At 60.7% G+C, this 24,146-nt stretch carries 23 protein-coding genes, 1 tRNA gene and 1 pseudogene; 9 read left to right on the top strand and 16 right to left on the bottom strand.

What is annotated here, in order from left to right; genetic code table 11:
- Positions 1-5 precede the first annotated feature (5 nt).
- Positions 6-695, top strand: a complete 690-nt coding sequence (locus U5760_RS02455) for a Crp/Fnr family transcriptional regulator (protein WP_322009348.1) — start codon at positions 6-8, stop codon at positions 693-695.
- 150 nt (positions 696-845) lie between these two features.
- Here the strand turns inward: U5760_RS02455 and U5760_RS02460 are convergent, their stop codons facing one another.
- Complete coding sequence (locus U5760_RS02460; protein ID WP_322009350.1) at positions 846-1,541, bottom strand: DUF4410 domain-containing protein; 696 nt, start codon at positions 1,539-1,541, stop codon at positions 846-848.
- Positions 1,542-1,771: 230 nt separating this feature from the next.
- On the opposite strand from U5760_RS02460, the gene U5760_RS02465 reads away from it, so the two are divergent.
- From U5760_RS02465 to U5760_RS31610, 3 genes and pseudogenes are all read left to right on the top strand, one after another.
- Complete coding sequence (locus U5760_RS02465; protein WP_322009351.1) at positions 1,772-2,413, top strand: TetR/AcrR family transcriptional regulator; 642 nt, start codon at positions 1,772-1,774, stop codon at positions 2,411-2,413.
- 196 nt (positions 2,414-2,609) lie between these two features.
- Positions 2,610-2,696 (top strand) — tRNA-Leu (locus U5760_RS02470).
- Positions 2,697-2,771: 75 nt separating this feature from the next.
- Positions 2,772-2,864 (top strand): annotated as a pseudogene (locus tag U5760_RS31610) (S26 family signal peptidase); the annotation flags it as partial.
- Between the two features lie 45 nt (positions 2,865-2,909).
- Here U5760_RS31610 and U5760_RS02475 read toward each other — a convergent pair.
- The 5 genes from U5760_RS02475 to U5760_RS02495 all read right to left on the bottom strand — a co-directional run bounded on the left by U5760_RS02475 (position 2,910) and on the right by U5760_RS02495 (position 7,125).
- Complete coding sequence (locus U5760_RS02475; RefSeq protein WP_322009353.1) at positions 2,910-3,644, bottom strand: SDR family oxidoreductase; 735 nt, start codon at positions 3,642-3,644, stop codon at positions 2,910-2,912.
- 46 nt (positions 3,645-3,690) lie between these two features.
- Entirely contained in the window at positions 3,691-4,176 is a 486-nt protein-coding gene (locus tag U5760_RS02480; RefSeq protein WP_322009355.1) for a RidA family protein, read from the bottom strand.
- A gap of 100 nt (positions 4,177-4,276) precedes the next feature.
- Entirely contained in the window at positions 4,277-5,071 is a 795-nt protein-coding gene (locus U5760_RS02485; protein ID WP_322009356.1) for a 2-keto-4-pentenoate hydratase, read from the bottom strand.
- 115 nt (positions 5,072-5,186) lie between these two features.
- Positions 5,187-5,966: a PhzF family phenazine biosynthesis protein gene (locus U5760_RS02490; protein WP_322009358.1), complete on the bottom strand. Its 780-nt coding sequence runs from the start codon at positions 5,964-5,966 to the stop codon at positions 5,187-5,189.
- A 166-nt stretch (positions 5,967-6,132) separates the two neighbouring features.
- Positions 6,133-7,125 (bottom strand): aldo/keto reductase, encoded by a 993-nt coding sequence (locus tag U5760_RS02495; protein ID WP_322009360.1) that lies wholly within the window; start codon positions 7,123-7,125, stop codon positions 6,133-6,135.
- Positions 7,126-7,489: 364 nt separating this feature from the next.
- Here U5760_RS02495 and U5760_RS02500 point away from each other — a divergent pair, with 364 nt between their 5' ends.
- Entirely contained in the window at positions 7,490-8,629 is a 1,140-nt protein-coding gene (locus tag U5760_RS02500; protein WP_322009362.1) for a branched-chain amino acid ABC transporter substrate-binding protein, read from the top strand.
- A gap of 15 nt (positions 8,630-8,644) precedes the next feature.
- A complete protein-coding gene (locus U5760_RS02505) occupies positions 8,645-9,010 on the top strand; it encodes a RidA family protein (RefSeq protein ID WP_322009364.1) in 366 nt (121 codons plus the stop codon).
- A 21-nt stretch (positions 9,011-9,031) separates the two neighbouring features.
- Here the strand turns inward: U5760_RS02505 and U5760_RS02510 are convergent, their stop codons facing one another.
- A complete protein-coding gene (locus U5760_RS02510; protein ID WP_322009365.1) occupies positions 9,032-9,784 on the bottom strand; it encodes a transcriptional regulator in 753 nt (250 codons plus the stop codon).
- A 106-nt stretch (positions 9,785-9,890) separates the two neighbouring features.
- On the opposite strand from U5760_RS02510, the gene U5760_RS02515 reads away from it, so the two are divergent.
- The gene (locus U5760_RS02515) at positions 9,891-10,358 is read left to right on the top strand and encodes an Lrp/AsnC family transcriptional regulator (protein WP_322009366.1); all 468 of its coding nucleotides are present in this window, start codon (positions 9,891-9,893) and stop codon (positions 10,356-10,358) included.
- Between the two features lie 22 nt (positions 10,359-10,380).
- Here the strand turns inward: U5760_RS02515 and U5760_RS02520 are convergent, their stop codons facing one another.
- From U5760_RS02520 to U5760_RS02545, 6 genes are all read right to left on the bottom strand, one after another.
- Positions 10,381-11,136: an SDR family NAD(P)-dependent oxidoreductase gene (locus U5760_RS02520; protein WP_322009368.1), complete on the bottom strand. Its 756-nt coding sequence runs from the start codon at positions 11,134-11,136 to the stop codon at positions 10,381-10,383.
- 28 nt (positions 11,137-11,164) lie between these two features.
- Positions 11,165-14,695 carry an indolepyruvate ferredoxin oxidoreductase family protein gene (locus tag U5760_RS02525; protein ID WP_322009370.1) on the bottom strand — a complete coding sequence of 1,177 codons (3,531 nt, stop codon included), beginning with the start codon at positions 14,693-14,695 and terminating at the stop codon, positions 11,165-11,167.
- A 262-nt stretch (positions 14,696-14,957) separates the two neighbouring features.
- A complete protein-coding gene (locus U5760_RS02530) occupies positions 14,958-15,596 on the bottom strand; it encodes a YitT family protein (RefSeq protein ID WP_322009371.1) in 639 nt (212 codons plus the stop codon).
- Between the two features lie 100 nt (positions 15,597-15,696).
- Positions 15,697-16,404, bottom strand: a complete 708-nt coding sequence (locus tag U5760_RS02535; protein ID WP_322010008.1) for a glutamine amidotransferase — start codon at positions 16,402-16,404, stop codon at positions 15,697-15,699.
- Positions 16,405-16,514: 110 nt separating this feature from the next.
- The gene (locus U5760_RS02540; protein ID WP_322009372.1) at positions 16,515-17,132 is read right to left on the bottom strand and encodes an NAD(P)-dependent oxidoreductase; all 618 of its coding nucleotides are present in this window, start codon (positions 17,130-17,132) and stop codon (positions 16,515-16,517) included.
- A 290-nt stretch (positions 17,133-17,422) separates the two neighbouring features.
- Positions 17,423-18,166 (bottom strand): helix-turn-helix transcriptional regulator, encoded by a 744-nt coding sequence (locus U5760_RS02545; protein WP_322009374.1) that lies wholly within the window; start codon positions 18,164-18,166, stop codon positions 17,423-17,425.
- A 376-nt stretch (positions 18,167-18,542) separates the two neighbouring features.
- Here U5760_RS02545 and U5760_RS02550 point away from each other — a divergent pair, with 376 nt between their 5' ends.
- On the top strand, positions 18,543-19,574 hold the full coding sequence (locus U5760_RS02550) for a porin (protein ID WP_322009375.1): 1,032 nt from the start codon (positions 18,543-18,545) through the stop codon (positions 19,572-19,574).
- A gap of 67 nt (positions 19,575-19,641) precedes the next feature.
- Positions 19,642-21,024: an indoleacetamide hydrolase gene (gene iaaH, locus U5760_RS02555; protein WP_322009377.1), complete on the top strand. Its 1,383-nt coding sequence runs from the start codon at positions 19,642-19,644 to the stop codon at positions 21,022-21,024.
- A 58-nt stretch (positions 21,025-21,082) separates the two neighbouring features.
- Here iaaH and U5760_RS02560 read toward each other — a convergent pair whose 3' ends face one another.
- From U5760_RS02560 to U5760_RS02570, 3 genes are all read right to left on the bottom strand, one after another.
- Positions 21,083-21,694: a TetR/AcrR family transcriptional regulator gene (locus U5760_RS02560; protein ID WP_322009378.1), complete on the bottom strand. Its 612-nt coding sequence runs from the start codon at positions 21,692-21,694 to the stop codon at positions 21,083-21,085.
- A gap of 111 nt (positions 21,695-21,805) precedes the next feature.
- Entirely contained in the window at positions 21,806-23,263 is a 1,458-nt protein-coding gene (locus tag U5760_RS02565; RefSeq protein WP_322009380.1) for an amidase family protein, read from the bottom strand.
- A 61-nt stretch (positions 23,264-23,324) separates the two neighbouring features.
- Complete coding sequence (locus tag U5760_RS02570; RefSeq protein WP_322009382.1) at positions 23,325-23,987, bottom strand: O-methyltransferase; 663 nt, start codon at positions 23,985-23,987, stop codon at positions 23,325-23,327.
- Positions 23,988-24,146: the final 159 nt, after the last annotated feature.

Genomic DNA, 24,146 nt, shown 5'->3' on the forward strand with positions numbered 1-24,146 from the left:
CATTTATGATTGAGCTGGATAGACTCGACGCGGCGCAAATCATGACGCGCAATGGCTGGCTGGCACGATTGCCCGTTGAGTTTCAGCGGGAAGTGCTCGCTCGCGCGATCCTGTATCGTTTTTCGCCGCGGGAGACGATCTATCGCTTCGGCGATCCTCCCGGAGGCATCTATGGTCTGGTCAGCGGCACAGTCACCGTCAATACGGCTCCGCCGACCAAGGCGCCCCGACTGGTTCATCTGGGTGTCCCCGGCACATGGACCGGCGAGGGAGGATTTTTGACACGCCAGCCGCGCCGCATTGAACTATGTGCGGCAACTGACGCGCTATTACTGCACGTGCCGTTGAGTGTGATGGACGAAATGGCGGCACACGATCCGGAGGTCGTCCGATATGTGTCGCTCATCCTGATGATGACGGTCGACGTCATGATCCACGTAATACACGACCTGCAGATACGGGACACGACCCGACGGATTGCCGCGGTACTCGCCCGGGCGAACTGGAGCGGCAAGGGCAATGTCCCGCTATCGCAGACGGAACTGGGCCTGATGGCCAATGCATCGCGCAAACAGGTCAACGCAGCGCTGCAATACTTCAGTGGGGCGGGCTGGATCACGAACAGCTATCGGGCCATTACGGTTCTCGACACCGATAGTCTCCGGGATTTTTCAGTCGACCCCGACGTTTCGTAATTTCATTCTTGCGCACGTGGAGCTACCACTGGCCCGGAAAGCCGCTCCGTCCAAAACTGAAGCATTCCGGTTCGCCTAAATAGGATCAAAAAAAACAAGCACAAGCACGGCAAATATCCTTCGGAGCCCAGCGCCGCTTTCGTGCCACATTCAGTGAATTTCCTGACGACCCGTCAAAAGATGGTGCGCAATCTCGTCCGACAATTTTGAAGCGACATGCTTGACGTCGCTATCGCTGTCTGCACCTGCGGCTACGAAACCTCCCGCAGCCAGAAACGGATTAAATCCCAGCGCCGCTCCCGGTACCTTGCCACTTCTCGCATCCATCGTGATGTCGAGCATCGGCTGTGCCGCGGGGCTGTCAGCCAGATTGCTGACGTACATCCTCACCTTGAGATTGGTATGGCCCGCGCCGAAGCCTATCAATGCGCGCTTCATGCGATCGCCTTCATCGACAGACAGAAATTGGCCGCGCACCAACCAACCCGTCGATGGCCTGGGGGCTCCCGGAGCGAGACGCTCGACGTGCAATCCGTCCTTCTTCAGGTCGTCCGCAATCGAACTCCCCATTAACGATGCCAGATGATCGGCCCTGTCCTGCCGTGTCACATGAATCATGAACGGAGAGTCGGGAAACACACGCGCCAGCAGCGCCCGGCGATCGATATCGGAGTCCGGCCCTTCCGACTGGATGGCATCGCCTTCGAGCTCGAAATCGGCGACATACACCTTCTCGGGCCTGGCATTATTCTGCACACCAGAAGATAGCGTACTTGATGTAACCGCAACGCTTCCGCATGCCGATAGCCAAAGAACGAGCGCGACGATAAAAACCCTTCTTTTCATGTTCCCTCCCCATACCGATGAAGCGCCACGCATCCCGGAACCCGTCTTGACGACGACTGCCGACCCGCCGGCAGAAGGACATCCTTGCGCTGAACATAACGATAGCTTAAACTATCGTTATGTCAATGACAAGGTCAGGTTTCCCACATGCCGGACACGGTATGCTCTGCCTAACTCAAGGAGGCTAGATGGCCAGCTCAGGCAAAACACACCGAACGGCAAGGAGAAGGATGCCGGCGCTCGACACGAAAGCCGAGCCGACACAGTCCCGCAGCCAGGACACCTACGAACACATTCTCGAAACGGCAGGGAGGCTGCTGGAGCATGTCGGCTTCGAGGAGCTGTCAACCAACCTGATCTGCCAAAAGGCGGGCATGACGCCACCCGCGCTATACCGGTACTTTCCCAACAAATATGCAGTCCTCAAGATACTGGGTGAGCGTCTGATGGCAGCGCAGGATGCCCTGGTGGATCAATGGCTCATCGCCGGCACAACGGAACCCGCTGGGGCAGATGGACCGGTCAACAGAATCGCATCGTTACTTCGCAGCCTGATTACCGTTACGAAAGAATTTCCCGGCGGCATTGCCATTAGCCGCGCCATCCACGCCGTGCCGCTGCTGCGGCAACTTCATATCGAATCGCGAGAAGCCGTCGTTACCCAGATCTGCGGCATCCTGCAGCCGCAAATCCCCACGGTTCCTCCCGCCAGATTGCGTATGGCGTCGCGAATGGTTTCGCAACTGACTTCGGGTGTTGTCGAGATGGTGATTGAAGAGCCCGGGCCAGACACCGACAGCCTGATTTATGAGGCTGCGTTTCTCTTCGCTTCTTACTTCCGTGCGATGCAGGAATCGACAGTGACCTCTTGATCCAGACTGGCAATCGGCACACGGCACGTGCCGAAGAGCCGGGCCGGGGGTGTCTGTCACAGGCACGGTGCAATGAGGGAACGGCGGCCTGGAACGGATGCCCCGTGCACCCCGCGTCGGCTTATGTGCAATCTTTTAAAACATCTGTTGACAGCTTCCGTCGGACCGCTATAATTGCGGCCTAGCTTGAAGATGTGCCCAGGTGGCGGAATTGGTAGACGCACCAGGTTCAGGTCCTGGCGGTGGCAACACTGTGGAGGTTCGAGTCCTCTCCTGGGCACCAGAAAGCTGTTCAAAGTAGTACGACGCAGTTCAAGCAAAACCCCGCAAAGCCTTCCGCAGCGGGGTTTTTTGCTTTTCTGCGACCCATCTTCAGCTTCTCGCCAAGCGGATCATCGGCATTCCCGCAGATCGCATCGCACTGCGTAACAATGTCCTCTACGTCAACGCGTGGACATTGTGCCGTTTCGCGCCTCCTGCACGCGCAAATGCGCACTCACATCGACCGCAGCAGCCCCCCGTCGCATGCAATCGCCTGACCCGTGATGTAAGCAGCCTGCTCCGAGGCCAAAAAAGCCGCGAGGGCTGCAAACTCCTCGGGACGCCCCAGACGTCCTGCCGGTACCTGGCTCGCGACCTGGGCGTCGCCCACACCGATTTCCTGAAGTCGCTCGGTGGCAGTAAAACCCGGTAGCAGGGCATTGACCGTGATTCCATCGGCCGCTACCTCCCGGCTCAAGGCATTGATCAGACCATGCAGGGCCGGACGAATGGCATTGGAAAGGATCAAGCCCGGGTGGGGCTCGCGTGCTGCGACGGACGTGACGATCATGATGCGGCCCCAGCGGCGCGCCCGCATGCCCGGCAGGCAACCCCGTATGAGACCGACGGCGCTCAGCAACAGACCATCTATGGCCCTTTCCCACGCAGCGTCGTCAACCGACTCGAACGTGCCGACCGGCGGCCCGCCCGTATTGACCACCAACACGTCGATACCGCCCAATACGCCGATTACGTCATCTGCAAGGCGGGCCGCACTTCCCTTGTGCGCGAGATCCGCTGCAAACGCCTCTGCGCCAATTTCGGCGGCGACCTTCGCAAGCCGGTCCTCATCCCGTGCGCACACGGCCACACGGGCGCCTTCGTTCCTCAACGCGCCCGCGATGGCACGCCCAAGACCACGCGAGGCACCCGTCACGAGCGAGCGCTTCGATTCAAGTCCAAGCTGCATTTCTCTACTCCCGATGATCTAACGAAAGCGGCAAGTCAACGTCGCATCAAGGTGCCACCACGCCAGGCACGATCTCGAAGACAGCCTCGACAACAATGACGCCATTGAACGGTAGCGAAGAAACGCCCACGCAGGTCCGCACATGACGTCCCCGTTCACCGAAGATCTCGACCATCAGATTCGAGCAACCGTCCATCGCGGCAGGCTGCTCCGTGCAATCCGGCATCGAGTTCACATAACCGGTCATGCGCAAGCAATGCGTCACGCGGTTCAGCGTCCCCCCGCACGCATTGCGGACATGGGCCAGTATGTTGAGCCCACAAAGGCGCGCGGCTTCCCTCGCGTCCTCGAGCGTTGCACCGTCACCCAGCCGGCCGCGATGACGCAGCGCTCCGTCCTCGAAGCTGAGCTGCCCGGCGACATGAACGTGATTGCCCGACACGAGTGCCGGGACGTAGTTGTAGAGGGGCTTCGGCGGAGACGGCAGGAGCACGCCGAGTCGCGCAAGACGTTCATCGAAATCATGGGTCATCTGGTTTCTCCACTGGCACCGGCCGGCATCCCTGTCACCCGCAGCAAGTCGTTGCGGGCCCCACTACCGAGGCCGCACTACCGAGGCCCCACTACCGGGGTCACGCTTCGAAGCGGCAAGTCATGCATCCGAATGCACCGTAATCGACCGTCACTTCATCGCCGGGTTCGACACCGAGCGGCGTCATGCACGTCCCAGTCGTTACGAACTGATCGGGCATCAAGGTAATCCGCAAGCTCGACAATTCGTTCACGAGCCATGTCAGTGCAACATACGGATCACCCAGTACATTGGCACCCTCGCCCTCCCGCTCATATGCCCTCGCGCTGCCCGTAACCATCGCGCGAACGCGATGTGCTGCAAGATCGATCCCTTTCCACGACCCCAACACCTCTGGACCCAACACGAACTCGTGCGCACAGGCGTTATCGGCAATCAGTTGAGCCTCGCCGACCGTCACGAAATCGAGGTAGCGGGAATCCGGGAACTCGATGCCAAGGTTGAAACCATCAACCACCTTGACGACCTCATCGCGCCCGTATGGCTTGTCGCGGGGGGGCAGCGGACGCCCCACGCGAAATACGAACTCGGGCTCCGCGACCCTCATGCGGTTGCCTCGCATCGAGAGGCAGGCACCGTCGGAGTGGACGCGCCCGGCCAGAATGCGCCCGGCCAGCGGACCGTCGACATTGATATGACGCTGGCCAGCACCGCTCGTAGCCGCAATTTTCCAGCCGGCCGGCGACGCAGCAGACCGATCCGCAAAGCTGGCCTGCACGGCGTAACCTTCGCTGCGGGAGCGAGGGCGCAGTTCGTCCGGCAACGCGTCAATCACGCGTCCATCGTGCCACGCATTCCACAAAAGACCGGAAGCTGCCTGAATATCAATTTCCATGCACGTTTTCCTCCACCACAAAGGAATCCACCGCACACATTCTCGTCCTAACATCAATCAATAAGTTATACGAAACAAATTGATTAAACCTTTACGTTCCTCCGCGAAATGCGGGTTACACGTGAATCTCCCCGGCCATATAGGTGGCGGCGTAACCGCTGATGAGGACACGATTTCCCGTCACCTCGCAGCCGACTTGTCCCTTGCGGGTGCTGCCCTGCTGTGCGGTCAGGACAGTTTTGCCGAGGCGCCCCGCCCAATACGGGGCTAACCACGCATGTGCCGCCCCCGTGACAATGTCCTCGTCGACACCGATCCTGGGCCCGAACCAGCGCGAAACGAAATCGAATGCCTCGCCACGTGCCGTAACGCTCACGCCGAATTTCGTGCACTCGCGCAGCGCCGCAAAGTCGGGGACGAGCCGCGCAACCTCCTCCTCCGAATCGACGACAACGACATAATCACGCGCTTCGAGCACCTCGGCACGTTCGATGCCGAGCGCCGGCAGTAGCGCAGCAGGCGGAGTGCAAAGCCGAGGCATCGTGCCAGGAAAGTCCATCGCCAGCAGCGCGCCACTACGGCGTACGCTCAGTTCGCCGCCGCGGGTACTGAATCGCAGCCTATCCTCCGGCACGGAAAGCTCATTGAACAGCACCCACGATGTAGCCAACGTTGCGTGACCGCACAGGTCGACTTCCACCTGCGGCGTAAACCAGCGCAGTTGATAGCGACCGCCATGACCGACGAAGAAAGCGGTTTCCGCCAGATTGTTTTCCGCCGCAATTGCCTTGAGCATTTCGTCGGGCAACCAGTCGTCGAGCGGACACACTGCAGCGGGATTCCCCTCCAGCGTCCGTGAGGAAAATGCGTCGACCTGAAAGATCTTGAGCTTCATTCCTGTTTCCTTATGAACGGGCGCGCCAAGGGCGATTGCAATCGCGCTCCATGCCGAATCACGGATTTCGAATAAATTCTACAAATTGTAGAAATACAAGTCAATTTGTATAATTCGATGCATGCCCGAGGTATACCCTTAGCGTCGCCGCACCGGAGCGCGGCCTTCAGCGATCGAGCAACGCCAGATTTTCGGGGTTGTAGCGCAGGCCCGCCGTACGCCCGGGTGGCATCGCCGCGTCGAGCACCGCCATCTCTTCCGGACTCAACGCGAGCTGCACGGCGCCGAGATTTTCCTCGAGCCGCGCGATCTGCCTCGTGCCGGGAATCGGAACGATGTCGTCTGCACGATGCAGGAGCCAGGCAAGCGCGATCTGCCCGGATTTCACGCCCTTCGCCGCGGCAAGCGCATGCACGGTCTCTGCCGCGCGCATGTTCGCGTCAAAGTTCTGGCCTTGCAGGCGCGGGTCATTGGTACGGCGGAAGTCGCCCTCGGGCCACGCCTCGGCCCGCTTCGCGGTACCGGTCAGGAAACCCCGCCCAAGCGGGCTGAAGGGCACGAGTCCGACGCCCAGTTCGCGCAAGGTCGGCATGACCTCGGCTTCGATGCCGCGCTCCCAGAGCGAATATTCGCTCTGCAGAACCGATACGGGATGCACCGCATGGGCTCGTCTCAACGTCGCCGGACCAGCTTCCGAGAGCCCGAAATACCTGACCTTGCCTTCGCGTACGAGCGCCGCGACCGTATCGGCTACGTCTTCGACAAGCACAGCCGGGTCCACGCGATGCTGATACAGCACGTCGATGTAGTCGGTCTGCAGACGGGCAAGCGACTCGTCCACAACCGCGCGAATGTGCGACGGACGGCTGTCGGTAGCCCCGCGCTCGGGGTTTTCGATCGCAAAACCGAACTTGGTCGCAATCTGGACCGCGTCGCGTCTGCCCTTCAGGGCCCGGCCCAGCAATGCCTCATTGGCATAGGGTCCATAGACCTCTGCGGTGTCGAAGAACGTACATCCTAGTTCGATGGCGCGGTGTATGACCTTGATTGACGCGGCCTCGTCCGAGGTCCCGTATTCGCACGACATACCCATGCAACCGAGCCCGATGGCCGAAACCTCGAGTCCCTGTTGCCCCAGCCTGCGGCGTGGAATCGCCATGTTGCGTCTCCAGGAATGTTGGCCGGCGAGAACGAAGCATGTGTCCCCGCGCAGAGCCGTTGGTGAGTCGAAATGCAAAGACACAGTCTAGTTCGTGCGAAAAAGGGATATTGACCAAAATGACGAGTCAATCCGGCTTCCCTTAGTGCATTTGAACCACGACGTTCTCGCGATCCCCCGTTTGTGCACCGCCAGGCGCATTGCGCCAACCCATCCGGCTCCTACGAAGCACCTGTCCTGGGGTTAATCCTGTATTTCTACAAATTGACTAACATTTCGACGATTTATAGAATTTGGTGAAATGAGGCCGACATCGGCCCCGACGTCAACGGTTTTTGCCAACGCTCGTAAGTGGAGATCCGAAATGAAGACACACGCACGCCTGCAGTTCGTCGCCGGAACGTCCCTGCTCGGACTCTGGCTTGGAACCGTGCAGGCGCAGGAAGTCGTGACCATCGGCGCGGCAAATCCGCTGACCGGCAGTCTTGCGGCCATGGGCAAGGACGCCGAAAACGGCGCGCGCCTCGCCGTCGAGGAAGTCAATGCTTCCGGCCTCACGATCGGCGGCCAGACAGTGACGCTGAAACTCGACGGCAGAGACGATGCGGCCGACCCGCGAACCGCGACCACGGTCGCGCAATCCCTTGTGGACGACAACGTGGTCGCCATCATCGGGCACCTGAACTCGGGCGCCTCCATTCCAGCCTCGCGCATCTATAGCGACGCAGGCATCGTGCAGATTTCGACGGCCACGAACCCTGCCTACACGCAGCAGGGATTCAAGACCACGTTTCGCGCGATGGCGACCGACGCCCAGCAGGGTCCCGCGCTGGCTGCCTACGCTGCGGATACGCTGAACGCGAAGCGCGTCGCCGTGGTTGACGACGCAACCACCTACGGACAAGGTCTCGCCGATCAGTTCAGCCAGGCCATCAAGGCGAAAGGCGTGGAAGTGGTATCGCGCGACGCGACGAACGACCATACCGTCGACTACCGGGCCATTCTCACGCGCATCAAGGGGGAAAAACCGGACGTCATCATGTTTGGCGGAGCGGACGCCGGCGCAGGTCCCTTCGTCAAGCAGGCGCAGCAGTTGGGGATAGCGGCGAAGATCGTCGGCGGCGATGGAATCTGCACCGAAAAGCTCGCGGACCTGGCGGGCGCCGCGTCGAGTAACGTCGTGTGTTCCGAGGCCGGTTCCGCACTCGACAAGATGCCGGGCGGCACAGCCTTCAAGGCGCGCTACGAAAAACGCTACGGCCAGCCCATCCAGGCCTACGCACCGTACAACTACGACGCCGTATACGTGGTTGTCGATGCGATGAAGCGGGCCAACTCCACCGACAAGGCCAAAATACTCGCGGCCATGCCGTCGACCGATTACAAGGGCGTGACCGGGAACATCTCGTACAAGCCCAACGGCGATCTCAGGCACGGGGTGATCTCGATCTTCACCTATGAAGACGGCAAGCAAAAGCTTCTCACCGAACTCCAGCCGCAGTAATTCATGGAAAACGACATGAGTATCGAACGTTATCCGCACGCACTGCCTCTTCCGCTTTCGGAGGCGGTGCGCGCGGGCGGCTTCCTGTTTCTTTCGGGTGTCGTTGCGCTCGATGCCGAAGGGAAAGTGGCAGACGGAGACATCCGGGCGCAAACGCGCATCGTTCTCGCGACTATCGATCAGACGTTGCAGGCGCAAGGACTGACTCGGGAAGATGTTGTGAAAACAACCGTCTGGCTCGCCAATATCAGTGAAGCAGCAGCGTTCAACGACGAATACGCGAAAGCCTTCGGCAACGCGCCGCCGGCTCGCTCTGCTGTGGAAGCACGGCTCCATGGCGGAGCGCGAGTGGAAGTCGAGGTGCTGGCGTGGGCGGGATGAGCGGGTGCTTGCGCGACTGGCCTAACTCGCCGGGTCGCCGCGACGGCGCAGTTCTTCGAGGTAGTTGTAGATCGTGTGCCGCGACACGCTCAAGGCGACAGCCGCACGCTCGACCCCACCCTTGACGATGAAGAGGCCACGGCGCGTCATCACCTGGACCGCGTAGATCTTCTCTTCCTTGTTCATCATGGAAATCGGCTTGCCGAGCTTGTGGACCGCATCGTCGATGATCTCTTTCATCAGGACGTCGAGCTGCGGCTCGGACGTCGAGACGGGCTCCTCGGCAGGCTTGCGATTGAGGATTCGTTCGAGCCAGCCATGCGCCATCTCGAACATCGTCATGTCGGCATTCAGGCAGAGCGCGGCGAACGGATAACCCTCCGCGTCGCGAAAGACGACCGTCGACGAACGCAAGGGCTGGCCCGAGGCATTCTCGGTCGGATAGTCGCCGATGATCGCATGCCCCGGCTCGCCACGTGCGGACCGCGCATCCATGACGGCAGCGTACGATACGTCGCCCTTGGGCCCACGCAATGCCGAGCTTCCGATGGAGCGGCCCGTGACGTGCCCGTTCACGATACCGATCACCGAATCCTCGGGATGGGTGAGATCGTGCAGCGCCACCTCGACGTTCGAGCCGAGCACGCTGCCGAGCAACTGGACGACCGGGCGCAATGCGTTCATCACGGCCGAGCGCTCGGCCTGAATCTCGGGCGAAATTGCGCGGCGGCGCCGGCTTGCGGACGTGGAAGAAGAAGCGGGTCTCGTGGGCATCGCTGACGTATCGGAAAGGACCTGTCGGTGCGAGCTATTGTAACGCCGACGCACGAACATCCGGTGGCGGGACGCGTCGCCGGCCATCGCATTCGGGAGACGCCACGTGCACGACGATGAGCTGGACCGCATCGACCGCCGCATCCTGCGCGAGCTGAGCCTTGACGGAAGGATGAGCTGGCGGGATCTCGCGGAGAAAATTCACCTTTCCCTCACGCCTACGCTGCGCCGCGTGCGTAACCTTGAGGAGCGGGGCTACATTCATGGCTATGTGGCCCAGCTCGACGAGGCCCGGCTTGTCGGCAAGATGACCGTGTTCGTTTCCGTCACTCTCGACAATCAGTCCGAAGCCACGATCGCGCGCTTCGAGGAACAAGTCGGCCTTGCCCCGGAAATTATGGACTGCTTCCTTGTCACGGGCGACGCCGACTACACGCTGCGCGTCGTAGTCCGGGACCTGGATGCCTACCACGCCTTCCTCACGCGCTCCCTCACCCGCATTCCCGGAGTCGCACACATCAAGTCGAGCTTCGCGCTCAAGACGATACTCATGCGCAGCACTCCGCTGATCTGAGCGGACAACATCGAGCCGTCGGCTAGCGCGGCGCCATGCGCAGCGCCCCGTCAAGCCGGATCACCTCGCCATTGAGATACGTGTTCTCGACAATATGCGCGACAAGCGAAGCGAACTCGGACGGCTGTCCGAGCCGCTCGGGAAACGGCACGCCGTCGCCGAGCGAGCGGCGTACCTCGTCGGGCATGGCGAGCAGCATCGGCGTTTCGAAAAGTCCGGGCGCGACTGTCACGACACGGATAGCCCGACTGGCCAGCTCGCGCGCTGCGGGCAGCGTGAGCGAAACGACACCGCCCTTCGAAGCCGCGTAGGCGGCCTGTCCGATCTGTCCATCGAAAGCGGCAATCGAAGCCGTATTGACGATCACACCCCGCTCGCCGCTCGCAGACGGCGGGTTATTCGTCATCGCCGCGGCGGCTAACCGCATCACGTTGAACGTGCCAATCAAATTGACCGAGACGACCTTTGCAAACAGATCGAGCGGGTGCGCCCCGTCCCGGCCGACGATGCGTCGAGCCGGCGCAATGCCTGCACAATTGATGGCCCCATGCAGCGCGCCGAAACGGCTGACGGCAAGACCGATCGCAGCGTCGACGCTCGCCGGGTCGCCAACATCGGTGCGCACGGCCAGCGCGCGCTCCAGGTCGCCGTTCGGCTCGCGCTCGTTGATATCGGCGAACACGACATTCGCGCCACGCGCAAGCAAATAGGCGCCGACAGCGGAACCCAACCCCGATCCGCCACCGGCTACAAAGAACGTACAGCCGTCGATCAACATATCCGCTTCCTCCAAAGTTCGAGCGCGCTCAAAGCGCACCTTTGGTCAGACGATCGCGATAGCGTTCCCGCACCGCCCGCGCGGCTTCATGGCTGCGCGCCTTGACCACGCCGAAACCGCGTATCGAAGCAGGCACGTTGAGCAGGGCAATCGCGTCGTCGAGCGTACCCGGCACCAGACGGTCAATCACCAAACGAACGTCGTCTTCGAACTCGCGGATCAGCGCGCGTTCCAGCCTCCGGTCTTCCTGACGGCCGAATGGGTCGAACGGCGTGCCGCGCAGCACCTTTCCGTAGCTCAGCAGACGCAGCAGCGGCGTGATCCAGAGACCCCGGAGCGCGATCTTGTTGCGGCGGCCCGTACGCGCATCGCGGCGCGTAAGCCATGGCGGAGCCATATGGAAGGCGCGGCGCCCACCAACTTCGAAAATCTCCGCGAGATACGCATTGAAATTACCGTCGGTATGAAGCCGGGCCACTTCGTATTCGTCCTTGTAGGCGAGCACTTTGAAGTAATGGCGAGCCACCGCTTCGGTCAGTGGGGCGCCCTTGCCGCCCATCCCCCTCCCGGCCTCCTGCACGCGTGCGACCAGCGCCGTGTAGCGTCTTGCACAGGCTGCGTTCTGATAGCGCTCGAGGTCGCTGCGGCGCGCGGCGACGAAACGCTCGAGATCAAATACGTCGTCTGGGTCCGCCACCTTCGCGCTAACTCGCCGCAGCGCATCGGGATCGTGTGCAATCAGGCGTCCCCACAGAAACGCGCGCTCGTTCATTTTCACCGCCGCGCCGTTCAGTTCGACGGCACGCATGATCGATGCCTCCGACAACGGCAAGAGTCCTTTCTGGAACGCGTAGCCGACCATCAACAGGTTCGAAGCAATCTCATCACCAAAGAGAGCCTGCGCAGCCGCCGTACAGTCCCAGAACGATGCACGCTCCGCTCCCGTCGTGCTTTCGATCGCGGCGCGATAAACCGATCCGTTCATCGGCAAATCGACGTCATGGACGAATTCCGCGGTCGGCGTCAGGTGTTCGTTCACGACTGCATGAGCGGCACCCGCTGCAACGCGCGACAACGTTCCGGCCGATGCGGCAACCACCGCATCGCAACCGAGCAACACGTTCGCCGAGCGTGCGGCAATACGCGAGGTCAAGATCAGCTCGCGTCTTTGTGCAATCTGCACGTGGCTCACCACTGCACCGTTTTTCTGGGCAAGACCCGTGAAATCGAGTGTCGACGCGCCGAGTCCTTCGAGATGCGCCGCGATAGCGAGTACGGCGCCAATCGTGACCACCCCGGTTCCGCCAATACCGGTCACGACAATACGCGCGTGTTGCCTTAACGCATCCGGTACGGGCTCGGGCGGCGCAAGCTTCGCCCGTAGCTCCGCTTCGACCTGCTCGATACGAGCCGCTTCCGGGCGCCTCGGTACGGCGCCCGCCACGCTGACAAAGCTCGGGCAAAAGCCCTTGATACACGACATATCCTTGTTGCAGCTCGACTGATTGACGACACGCTTGCGGCCCAGCGGCGTCTCCAGCGGCTCGACGGCAATGCAGTTCGATTGGACCGAACAATCTCCGCACCCCTCGCAAACAGCAGGATTGATGACGACACGCGTCGGACGATCGACCAGCTTGCCGCGCTTGCGACGCCGGCGCTTTTCCGCAGCACAGGTCTGGTCGAACACGATCACCGATACGCCCTTGTACTCGCGAAAGCGCCTCTGCAACGCATCGAACTCGTCGCGATGCACCCGTTCCACCCCCTTCGCAAGCGCGTGGGCGCCGTCGTATTTCTGCGGTTCGTCGCTCACCACCGCAATTTTTCCGACACCTTCCGCGAGCATCTGGGAGACGATGCGATGCACGGTCAGACCGCCCTCCGCCGGCTGGCCACCCGTCATCGCCACCGCGTCGTTGAAGAGGATCTTGTAGGTGATATTCGCCTTCGCGGCCACGGCCTGACGAATCGCGAGACTGCCGGAATGCTGGTAGGTGCCGTCACCGAGATTCACGAACAGGTGAGGCAGTTCCGTGAACGTCGACAGGCCCACCCATTGCGCCCCCTCACCGCCCATCTGGCAAAACGTGGACGTGTTTTCGACCTCGCCGAGCGCCATGATGTGGCAGCCGATACCGGCCGCCGCGAAGGAGCCGTCCGGCAGGCGCGTGGACGTATTGTGCGGACAGCCTGCGCAAAAAAACGGCTTGCGCGTGAGCATTTGCGCCGTTGCGGAGGCCGCCACGGACACGATGCGGCGCGACCCAGGACCGCTTTCGCGATCCACCGATGGCAGATCGACGCCCGCCTGGCGAAGAAACCGCTCGAACGCCACCGCAAGTTGCTCCGGCGCGAACTCCAGCGCCGCCCCAAGCAACGGCCCGGCCTCCCCGAGCATCTTGCCGGATACGACCGGGCGCCCGGCCGCAGGCAGGTTGAACAGCGCTTCCTTGATCTGCCGCTCGACGAACGCACGCTTCTCCTCGACGACGAGCAGCGAGTTCATGCCCCGTGCAAATGCCTTCACCCCTTCCGTCTCCAGAGGCCAGATCATGCCGACCTTGTAGATCGCGATACCGAGACTCTCGAGCTGTTCGTTCGTGAGTCCGAGCAGCGCAAGCGCCGCGAGCGCGTCATGGTGCGCTTTGCCCACGGTGACAATGCCCACGCGTGCATGGGGTGGCCGCACAACCACCTTGTCGAACGGATTGGCACGCGCAAATGCGAGCGCGGCGGGTAGCCGCTCGTCGAACATGCGGCGCTCGAGTTCCGCCCGCTCCGCCGGCCAGCGCAGCCGTGCATCGTAGTTAAAGCCGCGCTGCACGGGCAACGCGATATCATCAGGTATGCGAATCGGTTCTCCACGTTTGGCGACCACTCTTCCGACCGGCACGGAGCGGCCGCTTTCGACTGTCTCCGTTATGGCTTTGAAACCGACCCAAAGGCCGCTAAAGCGCGACAACGCATAACCGGCCAGACCGAATTCGACATATTCCTCAACCGACGCCGGAAACAGAATCGGCATCATCGCGCCTTCGAATATGTGATCGGTCTGGTGCGGAAACATCGAGGACTGCGCCGCGTGATCGTCGCCGGCGACCGCAAGCACGCCGCCGTGCCGCGAGGTTCCAAGGATATTGGCATTGCGGAAGACGTCCCCGGTGCGATCCACGCCGGGCCCCTTGCCGTACCACATGCCGAACACACCCTCGACCCGCTTGCCAGGAAATGCGTCGATCTGTTGCGTGCCCCAAACCATGGTCGCGCCGAGGTCTTCATTGAGGCCCGGCTCGAAACGTATGTCGAACCCCGTCAGCAAAGACTTCTGCCGCCACAGCTCCTGGTCGAGACTGCCCAGTGGAGAACCGCGGTAACCCGACACGAAACCCCCTGTCCGCAGGCCGGCCAGCCGGTCGGAACGCGCCTGCTCGATCAGGATACGGATGAGGGCCTGTGTACCGGTCAGAAAGACAGTGCCTTCTTCACGCAGATAGCGGTCTTCGAGACGATACTCCGTGTCGACAGGGTGCGTGCTCCCCACCTCTCGCATGTTCATTCTGGTCTCCGCCTGTATGGAATCTCAATACAAACGGATTCTAGGTAGTCACTGCGAGTGATATGTACCAAACTGAACCACGGCCCAACGGAAATTTGGCAATATCCGCAAGAAAATAGCTTCGCTTTGGCGCAAAGGCTTTCAGTTGGTGCCCATCCAGAATACCGGGCTCCGAAATGCGCCGCCGATCCTCGTTTTCTCAGCAACCGGCAGATACGGTGCAGTAGTACGAATACCCCACGAACAAGGTAGCCGATCGATCTCACATCCCAACATATCTTCCTGGTTTGTGGTTGAGGGCAACGACCAGATTCAGCGTGATCGCGCCGAGCACAGAGGCGCAAAGCAAGAGCGGCGAAACGACGAACATGGATGCGAGAACGACTGCAACATCGACTGCCATCTGGACCTTCCCCGCGCGCACGTTATGGCGTTCCTGCAGGAACAAGGCGACTGCATTGACGCCGCCCAGACTGGCACGATGCCGAAACAACACCACAAAGCCCGTTCCCATTAGCACGCCGCCCAGCACTGCCGCATAGAACAGGTTGAGGTGATCGTAGTGAATGAATCGCGAGTGCAATCCAGAAAACGCCGAGACCAAAACAACGGCGCAAACCGTCCTCACTCGAAACTGGATGGGCATGTGCCGGATGGCAAATAAACAGAACGGAAGATTGATCAAGAAGTACGCCCCGCCGAACGAAATGCCGCAGGCGTAGTGAGCCAAAAAGGCCAGCCCTGCCGTTCCCCCCGTCAACAGTCCTGCCCGGCTATACATCGATGCGCCTAACGAAACTAGCAGCGTTCCTACGGTTAGCGCGAGAATATCCTCGGAAAGCCGATGCCTGAGCTGCGTTGCCGGATCGCGCAGCGTCTTGGGAAAGTCATATCGGAACATGTTTCGACCTGTTCCGGAGCGCGGTCACTCCGCCTACCCATTGGGAAGCTCGATTAAACGACAAGATTGGCTGCCCGTCGGAGCGTCCCATAACGTCACTTCAAACAAGCGCGTCCAGCCACTCGTTGAACATTGCCGTAGCCGCCAACTCGAGACCGCCACAATAGCGGATCGCATCCGCTCGAAGCCCATTGATCGAAATCGAGGGGATTCCAGAAAGCTCGCCGGCATGGCCAATCAGCCAGCGCTCAAAGTCAGGCTGCTGAACTTCAACGTGACACTGCAAACCCAGGAGGTTGGGACCTCGACTGAACGCCTGATTCCGGTATGCCTCGGTCGATCCGAGCAACGTTGCGCCAGGTGGCAAATCGAACGTTTCTCCATGCCAATGCAGAACCGGAGCGTTTCGCGCCGAGAAGTGGCGCATCGGAGATCGCAGGCCGGCCTCGGTCAGGGTGACAGGCGACCAGCCGATCTCCTTACTCTGGCCGACACGAACCGCAGCGCCGAGTACGCGCGCCAGAAGCTGGGCACCAAGACATATTCCCAGCGTTGGTCGATTGACCGCAACACGCTGCTCGAGAATCCGCAGCATAGGCGTTAGCCACGGATACCGATGCTCGTCGTTTGCACTCAATGGACCGCCCATCACAACCAGCAAATCGGGAGGGTCGTCCCCGATCGAGGTAAGGTCGTCGATGCCCGCATTAAGGTACCGAATGGCACTGGATCGAGCGGACAGAACCGCTTGAAGACTCCCGAGGTCTTCAAAATGAACGTGCCGGATTACATCGACTCTTCGAATCATCACGCTGCTGCCTGTGGGATGTTTACGTCTAAATAAAACAGGTTCGCCAGATTGCGGGCCAACCGAAGCCTGCTTACCTGGCCACAGTCTTTTCATCGGCATCCCGGCACTCAGGTTGAGACGGTGAAGACCTTGTGAACGGCAGATTCCGATATGGCGTGGCGAAGAATGAAGTCGGCGACGTCGGCGCGTGAGATTCGCGAGAGCCAGCCGAGCTGCAATTCCGGACCAAAGCGATAGTTTTCGGTACGTTTCCCGTTGGTCAATGCGGGCGGTCTAACGATTGTCCAGTCGACCCCGCTGTTGCGAATCGCCGCTTCCATAGCGTCTTTGTCGCGCATCTTTTCAGCAATGACGCTCCTCACGAAGCGGATAAAGAGCGAAGCATCGTGAGATTCAGCCGCTCCATGCGCGCTAAGCGCGACGATCCGGCGAACGCCCGTGGACTCCATTGCCCTGAGGATACTCGTGGCACCGTCCGTGCAGACGGTCGCAGGACCACCCTTTCTTACTCCCAGCACGCTAACCACGGCGTCCTGTCCTGTGACAGTCTGCGCTACAGCACTGTGATCGTCGAATGATCCAACGACGAATCTGGCGCGGGGATGTCCAAATCCAGGAAATGACGGATTCCTTACCATGGCTGTAACTTCATGACCCGCAGCAAGCGCGAGGTCAACAAGATGACGGCCCGTCGTACCGGTGGCGCCGAAAATACCCAGTTTCATCTACGTCTCTCAGGTTCGGATTTGAACGCTCAGCGTCCGCTTGTGTGGGGTCGCAAACCGACTCGAAGTTAGACCGGCACAGCAGCCGCTGGACTGCACGAGGAAATACAGTCCCGAATGATAGAGGTCGAGCGTCAGTTTTTGTACTCGCAAACCGTCTTCGCGCCCGGGGTAAAGAACGATAGGTGCCAGCTACCTTCAAGCCGTCATAAGTCGCGGCATTCGGTGAAACACGGAGCACAAGCTCACATTTTTCGGCGAATCGCCGGTCCTCCAGGCGTCCGCCCTCGTTACCCGATGACTCGTATGAGCTGGGTTCTGTTGTTGACGCCAAGCTTGTGAAAGACATGCTTGATGTGGGTGCGGACGGTGGAAAACGATATTCCCAGGCGCGTGGCGATCTGCTTGTCGCTCAAACCCAGGGTGACCATGTGAGCGATTTCCCCCTCCTTCGGCGTGAGGCCGAGCCTGAGTGCATTGTTGGCATCGGCGATAACCGGCATCGACGGGGAAGCGCAATCCCTGCACCGGCTTAGAGCCGCGCTAAACGCCGGGGCGACGATCGAGAGGAGTGCCAGGTCGGTCTGATCGAAATTGCCTCGTCGCCGGGTTCTCCAAAGCCGGATGTCGCCCGTCGTCTCTCCGCCGACGTGAACATGCACGTTGACGCCCCAATAGAGCGCGTCGCGGGCAAGGAAGTCGTTAAAGAACTCTGTCTTGACGAGTGCGGCCTGCGCCATGATCTCCGTAACCAGAGTCGCCCTTCCACGAGCGCGCAACGGGTGGGTGATGGGATCGTGGAATTGATAGTACGACTCGTATTGGCGGAGATTGTCATCGGACATATCGATTGCCACTCGTTCGCCAAAGCACTGCTGTCCGGGATCCCATACATAGGAAACAAACTGGTCCGCTTGCAAAAGGCGCATCAACAACTCGCCGAGCCTCAACCTCAACGTCGCTTCGGGCTGCGGCTCGGCGAGCACGCGAATGACCTGAGGCAGCACGACCGCCTGTTGAGTGGTAAGAAACATGGCAGACCTCCTTTGTCCGACGTGTCCGGCCTTTGTGTCCGGCAGTGAAACCGTCCCCGGACGAGCACTCGTCTTTGCTTCGACGATTGCCCATGAATGCGCGCTCAACACCGCAATTAGAGCCGCGACATGTGATCGTCCGCTACACCCGAGCCCCGCTACAAGACACCGACATCACCAATCCTGGGGATCCCCGCGAATTATGTCGTGCGTACTCTGGCTCCCGGTAGTCAGGTTGCGGCCGAAACATTAGTCGCAACGCGCGCCTTCCATTGACTTCTTTCGAAGCAAACGGATTCCACGGCTACATGACGAAAACCGTCGAATTCAATGGAAGGTTAGTAGGCCAAATATTCAATGACAAGGAGACTCCCTCATGAAAGTTCGTCCCCTCGCGGCCGCAGTGGCAATCGCCGCTGCCGGTACACCACTCACGGCGCTCGCTCAATCGTCGGTCACCTTGTATGGAGAGATCGACACCGGAATCCAGTACCTGACCCATGCCGGCACAAATGGCGGTAGCCAGCTGGGGATGAGCACGGGGAGTCGGCAGCCGACCTTTTTCGGAATTCGCGCGACGGAGGATCTTGGTGGCAATACGAACGCGGTGGTCAACTTGTCTTCCGTATTCAATTCGAACGACGGCAGCCAGTTCATCCCGGGGGTGGAGTTTTCGAACGAGGCATATGTCGGCCTGTCGAACCCCACATACGGTACGCTCACCGCCGGTCGGCACTTCAGCGTATTGTTCGACAACACGATCATCTACGACGCGTCGTACTTTGCAAAATATTCCGTCTTTTCCGACAACTTCATCCCGGCGGAAAACTTCTGGGTCGACAACTCGATCAAGTACAAGTCGCCGGAAATTGCCGGCGTAAGCGGCGAACTTCTCTACAAGTTCGGAGGTGTCGCGGGAGACAACAAGGCCGGCCGGGTGATCGAAGCTTCGCTCAAGTATGCGTCCGGCGGCTTTATGGCAAGCGCGACTTATTCCGGCTCGAATGGCGGTGCCGGAATGTCGTCCGGGAGGGATACGCGGGCCGCCATCGGCGCCAAATACAGCTTTTCCGGATTCACGATCTCGGGCGGCTACGAGAACATCTCGGGATCGCTTCAGCTCAGTCCCGCTGGCTGTACCTACTTTGGCGGCGTCGGATATCAGGTGTCCTCTGCATTGAACCTGAATGCCGAGGTCTACCGATACGACTATCGGGGTAGCAACGCGTCGGCAACGGGCTACGTTGGATCGGCCAGCTACTACCTGTCGAAACGCACGTCGCTTTACCTCCTGGCGGGCTACGTGGACAACCGTGGAGCAGCCAACTTCGGGCTGAACCCCTACACCACGACGGGTGTGGGCCAAGGTCAGCTGGGGGTCACGGCCGGCATTCTGCACCTCTTCTAAATCCAAGAACCACCACGTCGATCGGGCAACCCAAAGCGGGGAGCCCCACCCACACATCAAGGACAACATGGATCTCATCGACCTCTCCATCTCGGCCGCCCGCGACGGGCTCCGATCCCGCCAGTTCTCGTGCCATGAATACGTGAGCGCGCTCCTCGACCAGGCAGCGCAACGCTCCAACCTGAACTGCTTTGTCGGCCTCGATCCCGACAAGGTTCTCAAGTCCGCCAGACTCTACGATGCGCGCCCCGACGACCGCATGCTCGGCGGTGTCCCCATCGCATTCAAGGACAACATCGACGTTCGAGGCACAGCAACCACGGCCGGCTCAAAAGCCTTGCGGTTCAACTTTGCAAATGCCGACGCAGCGGTTGCCGCAAGCCTTTTCGGTGCTGGCGCACTCTTCTTTGGCAAGCTCAACATGCATGAACTTGCCATGGGGATCACAAACAACAACGGCTGGCTCGGGCCGTGCCATCATCCGTTCGACGCGCGCTACTCCCCCGGCGGAAGCAGTGGCGGCTCTGCGGCCGCTGTTGCCGCCCGGCTGGTTCCCGGCGCCATCGGCACGGATACGGGCGGCTCCGTGCGCCTGCCGGCTGCGCTCTGCGGAATCGTCGGTTTGCGGCCTTCCGCTGGCCGATATCCCCAAGCCGGGATCGCTCCGATCTCGCACACGCGCGATACGGCAGGCCCGATGGCACGCACGGTTCGCGATGTTTCGTTGCTCGACAGCGCGATTACGGACCACCGCGAGGAGGTCCCCGTTGATATTCGTGATCTCCGGCTCGGCGTCGCTCCACGCGAAATGTGGAGCGATCTCGAACCTGAAGTCGAGCGCGTCTGCACCGAGGCACTCGACTTCATGAAGCAAGCAGGCGCGACCCTGGTCGAAGTAACGTTCAATGGCTTGAAGGAACTCAACGATTCGGCCGGGTTCCCCGTTGTCCTGTACGAGTTGATACGCGACCTGCCCTCCTACCTGAAAGCGTGTGCAACACCGCTTTCGATGGCAGAAATCGCGGCCGAGATCTGTAGCCCGGACGTCGCGCATCTCGTTCGCCTCGCGCTCGATCAACCTGTACCGGACAGTCTCTATGCAGCGGCGCTCGCTTCGCGGCAAAACCTTCAGGCGGAGTACCGTCGCGTCTTCGATTCGAACCGGATCGACGCCCTTGTCTTTCCGACAACACCGCTCACCGCAAGGCCGATCGGCGAAGACGAGACGGTGGAGTTCGAGGGAAAACGCGTGCCCACCTTCGCAACCTTCATCCGTCACACCGACTACGGCAGCAACGCCGGGCTCCCGGCTATCAGCATACCTGCCGGTATGACGCGCAACGGGATGCCGGTCGGAATCGAGCTCGACGGCCGCGAAGGCGACGACCGGCGTCTCCTCGCGATTGCTGCGGCTATCGAACGGGTCTTGCCGTCAACGCTGCAACAGTAGCGGTATGTCGATGCCGTACCGTTGCCTGATCGAGGTGGCGGTACGGTCCAACCGATCATCAACCGCCATCGAGATATCCGAATGCCGCGCGCGAGATGCGTCTCCGGAGCGCGTCGATATTCGTGTCGCCACGTTCGCTCGCGGCATCGCTGAGTGTTCGCGTCAACGCCATCAGGTCGGATGCAACCGCTGCAGGGTGATCCGCGTTTCTCGCGCTACCCGTCGATACGATACGTGTGATGAGTCCGTGCACCTCCCGCGCGATATGACCGTCCCGACCGGCGATCGAGAGGCGTCCCTCCTCGTAGTCCAGGAGCCTCGCGAGTTGCGGCCGGGCAAGCTGGTGCTCTGCGGCGACATCGATTACATGTCCGAGTGCGCTTCGCCAGTCCGGGCCGAAATCCCGCTCTCGAATAGCCTGAAGAATGCGGCGGTGGCCACGCTCGATGAGCGCGGCAGTGATCGCATCCTTACCCGGAAAGTACTGATACAGCGACCCGATACTGACACCCGCCCGGTCGGCGATGATGTTGGTGTTGTAACCATCGAGTCCCTGCAGGTCGAGCACATCCGCTGCGGCATCGAGGATCACGTCGACGGTACGCGCGGCGCGGGTCTGTCCAGGAAGCTTGCGAGGCTTTAATGGATCGGAAAGCTGATCGGTTGCCATCTGGATCCTCACTTATCTCTGCCGGCATCTTGATTGCCCGGGAAGTTCAGCATCCCGCTTACTCTTTGCGGACCGACGCTGGGTGTGTGTAGCGCTTCATGTGCGTCCGCTTCAAGGAGTTCGAACACCAGTCGTCCCAGGGGGTCTCTGGATGGGACCCAATTGCGCTTCTACGGCGTGGCCCAACGACAGCAACCGGCGGTCCTCGCCCCAAAGCGAGACGAACTCGATGCCGACAGGAAGGCCGGACCCGGCGGCGCAACCGCCAGGCAGCACCAGGCCGGGAATGCCCGTTGCGGGACTCAATGCGGTGTTACGGCCCAAAGCCTCGAAGAAGGACACCATCTGTCCGTTAATCTCGAGCTCGCCTTCCTGCCCGATAAGCGGCGCCACCGCGGCAACTGCCGGGAACGCAAGGGCCTCGATTGAATGCCGTTCGAAATACTGTCGCACTGCGGCCTTGAGATCGGCCCGCTGCTTTAGCCTCTCCACGTAGATCTCGCCCGATGGCCGATTCGGCGGAAGCATGACGTGGCGAATCAGATCCTTGATCCCTGCCCCACACTGCTCGAAGAGCTCGACGAACGACAAGGGAACATGGTTGCCGATCAGAAATCGCTCGATCCCGTCAACGGCCTCGTACAGCATGATGGTAGCCGCGATGTCGAACGCCTTTGTCATTTCAGCCGGGATATCCGCGCGCACCAGAATGACACCCGCCTCTTCCAGACGATTTAAGGCCTCAAAATAGACTTTCCCGACTTCCGAATCCAGACCGTCTTCATAAAAGGCTGCTACGCCAATGCGTTTTCCAATCAGGGAACCCTCGAGGGAACCACATCGGACGTTCGACGCACTACCCGTGTATACGGTGTCGAAAAGCGCCAGATCTTCGACGTGTCGGGCCATCGCGCCGACCTGGTCCAGCTTCCCGGACGTTAGCGAGAATGCTCCGTGATTCGGGTAACGTCCGAACGTAGGGCGTAGCCCTGCAATGCCACAAAAGCTCGCTGGCACCTGGATCGAACCCAGCGTATCCGCACCCACTGCGAGAGGCGCAATACCGCCCGCCACTGCAGCCGCAGCCCCACCGCTACTGCCACCGGGGATGCGGGCAAGATCGTAAGGATTGCAAACAGGCCCGAATGTCGCGTTATTGCTTGTCCATCCAAGAGACAATTCCGTGAGATTTGTCTTCCCCATCACAATCGCGCCGTGCTGGACCAGCGCCTTGACGAGCGCAGCATCCTCGCCCGGGTGGAACTCCCGAAGGGCATGCGTGCCGTTACTGGTCGCGTAGTCCACGGTGTTCACGCTGTCTTTCAGCGGGATCGGCAACCCGTGAAGTATCCCGAGCGGGCCGCCGGCTGCGCGCTTCAGATCGGCAGCACGCGCAGCATCGAGCACCCTGTCCGGTTGCAGCGAAATAAATGCGTTCAACGCGCGCTGGCTATCGGCACGATCCAGAAGAGCCGATGCATACTGCTCTGCCGAGATGTCGCCTCGAGTCATCGCATCGATCGCGGCCGTGGCACTCAAGTCGCAAAGCGATTCAATCGCTTCTTGCATGTGGCGTCTCCCTACGTTTTGTCGGCACGTTAGCCTCGGTGTTTCGCGACCAAAGTCGGGACTACGATTCCAGCTTGATCGACAACTCGACATCCCGGCCGACTCTGGCGGAATGGTAGCGGCCATCGCGGCGAAGGACCTCGAGATACTCCGGGCTTCCATCCGCATTGTCCGCAACGACAATGGCGCCGACTCGCAGGTGAGGCTCAATCATCCGGAAAATCGTTGCGTAGAGCGGTTTTGCCCCATCGAGGAACAGAAAGTCGACGACTGCAGGCAAGTTCGCCGGTAGCGTAGTGACGGCGTCGCCCTCGAGGATCTGGCAAAACGAAGCGAGCCCCGCGGAAGCGAGGTTCGCCCGTGCCTCGCGTGCCTTCGATGGCTCGGACTCCGTACCGTAAACCATGCCGCCACCGCCGTCCTTGACCGCCGCCGCAAGATAGATGGTCGACACGCCGAACGATGTGCCGAATTCGACGATCGTGCGCGCATTAGCCAGGCGCGCGAGCAAATACAAAATCTCTCCCGTTGCAGGGGAGATCGCCAGATGCGCCGTGCGAGCGTAGCTGTACAGTTCTTGATGACTGGCGTCGTCGAATAACCGTTGCCGCTCCGCACCATGCAATGCCGCAAGTTGGCGGGACAATTCGGTCTTGGTAATCTCCGAAGCACGAAAGAGCTCGCCGAGGAGGCCCGTGACCTGAGGGGTATCAAGGGTATTCACGTCAATGTACCTGTTCAATGCCTCGTAAGCAGCACCGTCATTGCTGCGTAGTTGATGACGTCCGCCGACTCACCAGCAGCACGCCCCCGGGGCATGGACTCGTCGCGGCATACGAGAGGTGACTGGCGGGATGGGCTCCCTGCTCCACCTCGTGGTAAG

The sequence above is a fragment of the Paraburkholderia sp. J12 genome, assembly GCF_905220215.1.
Classification (GTDB): Bacteria; Pseudomonadota; Gammaproteobacteria; order Burkholderiales; family Burkholderiaceae; genus Paraburkholderia.

Excerpts from the sequence above, each read along its gene's own strand:
- U5760_RS02510 (WP_322009365.1), bottom strand. The coding sequence starts at position 9,784 with ATGCCCACGAGACCCGCTTCTTCTTCCACGTCCGCAAGCCGGCGCCGC.
- iaaH (WP_322009377.1), top strand. The coding sequence starts at position 19,642 with ATGGATCTCATCGACCTCTCCATCTCGGCCGCCCGCGACGGGCTCCGA.
- U5760_RS02525 (WP_322009370.1), bottom strand. The coding sequence starts at position 14,695 with ATGAACATGCGAGAGGTGGGGAGCACGCACCCTGTCGACACGGAGTAT.
- U5760_RS02505 (WP_322009364.1), top strand. The coding sequence starts at position 8,645 with ATGAGTATCGAACGTTATCCGCACGCACTGCCTCTTCCGCTTTCGGAG.
- U5760_RS02535 (WP_322010008.1), bottom strand. The coding sequence starts at position 16,404 with ATGATTCGAAGAGTCGATGTAATCCGGCACGTTCATTTTGAAGACCTC.
- U5760_RS02475 (WP_322009353.1), bottom strand. The coding sequence starts at position 3,644 with ATGCAGCTTGGACTTGAATCGAAGCGCTCGCTCGTGACGGGTGCCTCG.
- U5760_RS02520 (WP_322009368.1), bottom strand. The coding sequence starts at position 11,136 with ATGTTGATCGACGGCTGTACGTTCTTTGTAGCCGGTGGCGGATCGGGG.
- U5760_RS02540 (WP_322009372.1), bottom strand. The coding sequence starts at position 17,132 with ATGAAACTGGGTATTTTCGGCGCCACCGGTACGACGGGCCGTCATCTT.
- U5760_RS02480 (WP_322009355.1), bottom strand. The coding sequence starts at position 4,176 with ATGACCCATGATTTCGATGAACGTCTTGCGCGACTCGGCGTGCTCCTG.
- U5760_RS02485 (WP_322009356.1), bottom strand. The coding sequence starts at position 5,071 with ATGGAAATTGATATTCAGGCAGCTTCCGGTCTTTTGTGGAATGCGTGG.
- U5760_RS02560 (WP_322009378.1), bottom strand. The coding sequence starts at position 21,694 with ATGGCAACCGATCAGCTTTCCGATCCATTAAAGCCTCGCAAGCTTCCT.
- U5760_RS02500 (WP_322009362.1), top strand. The coding sequence starts at position 7,490 with ATGAAGACACACGCACGCCTGCAGTTCGTCGCCGGAACGTCCCTGCTC.
- U5760_RS02460 (WP_322009350.1), bottom strand. The coding sequence starts at position 1,541 with ATGAAAAGAAGGGTTTTTATCGTCGCGCTCGTTCTTTGGCTATCGGCA.
- U5760_RS02530 (WP_322009371.1), bottom strand. The coding sequence starts at position 15,596 with ATGTTCCGATATGACTTTCCCAAGACGCTGCGCGATCCGGCAACGCAG.
- U5760_RS02550 (WP_322009375.1), top strand. The coding sequence starts at position 18,543 with ATGAAAGTTCGTCCCCTCGCGGCCGCAGTGGCAATCGCCGCTGCCGGT.
- U5760_RS02465 (WP_322009351.1), top strand. The coding sequence starts at position 1,772 with ATGCCGGCGCTCGACACGAAAGCCGAGCCGACACAGTCCCGCAGCCAG.
- U5760_RS02455 (WP_322009348.1), top strand. The coding sequence starts at position 6 with ATGATTGAGCTGGATAGACTCGACGCGGCGCAAATCATGACGCGCAAT.
- U5760_RS02495 (WP_322009360.1), bottom strand. The coding sequence starts at position 7,125 with ATGGCGATTCCACGCCGCAGGCTGGGGCAACAGGGACTCGAGGTTTCG.
- U5760_RS02490 (WP_322009358.1), bottom strand. The coding sequence starts at position 5,966 with ATGAAGCTCAAGATCTTTCAGGTCGACGCATTTTCCTCACGGACGCTG.
- U5760_RS02565 (WP_322009380.1), bottom strand. The coding sequence starts at position 23,263 with ATGCAAGAAGCGATTGAATCGCTTTGCGACTTGAGTGCCACGGCCGCG.
- U5760_RS02545 (WP_322009374.1), bottom strand. The coding sequence starts at position 18,166 with ATGTTTCTTACCACTCAACAGGCGGTCGTGCTGCCTCAGGTCATTCGC.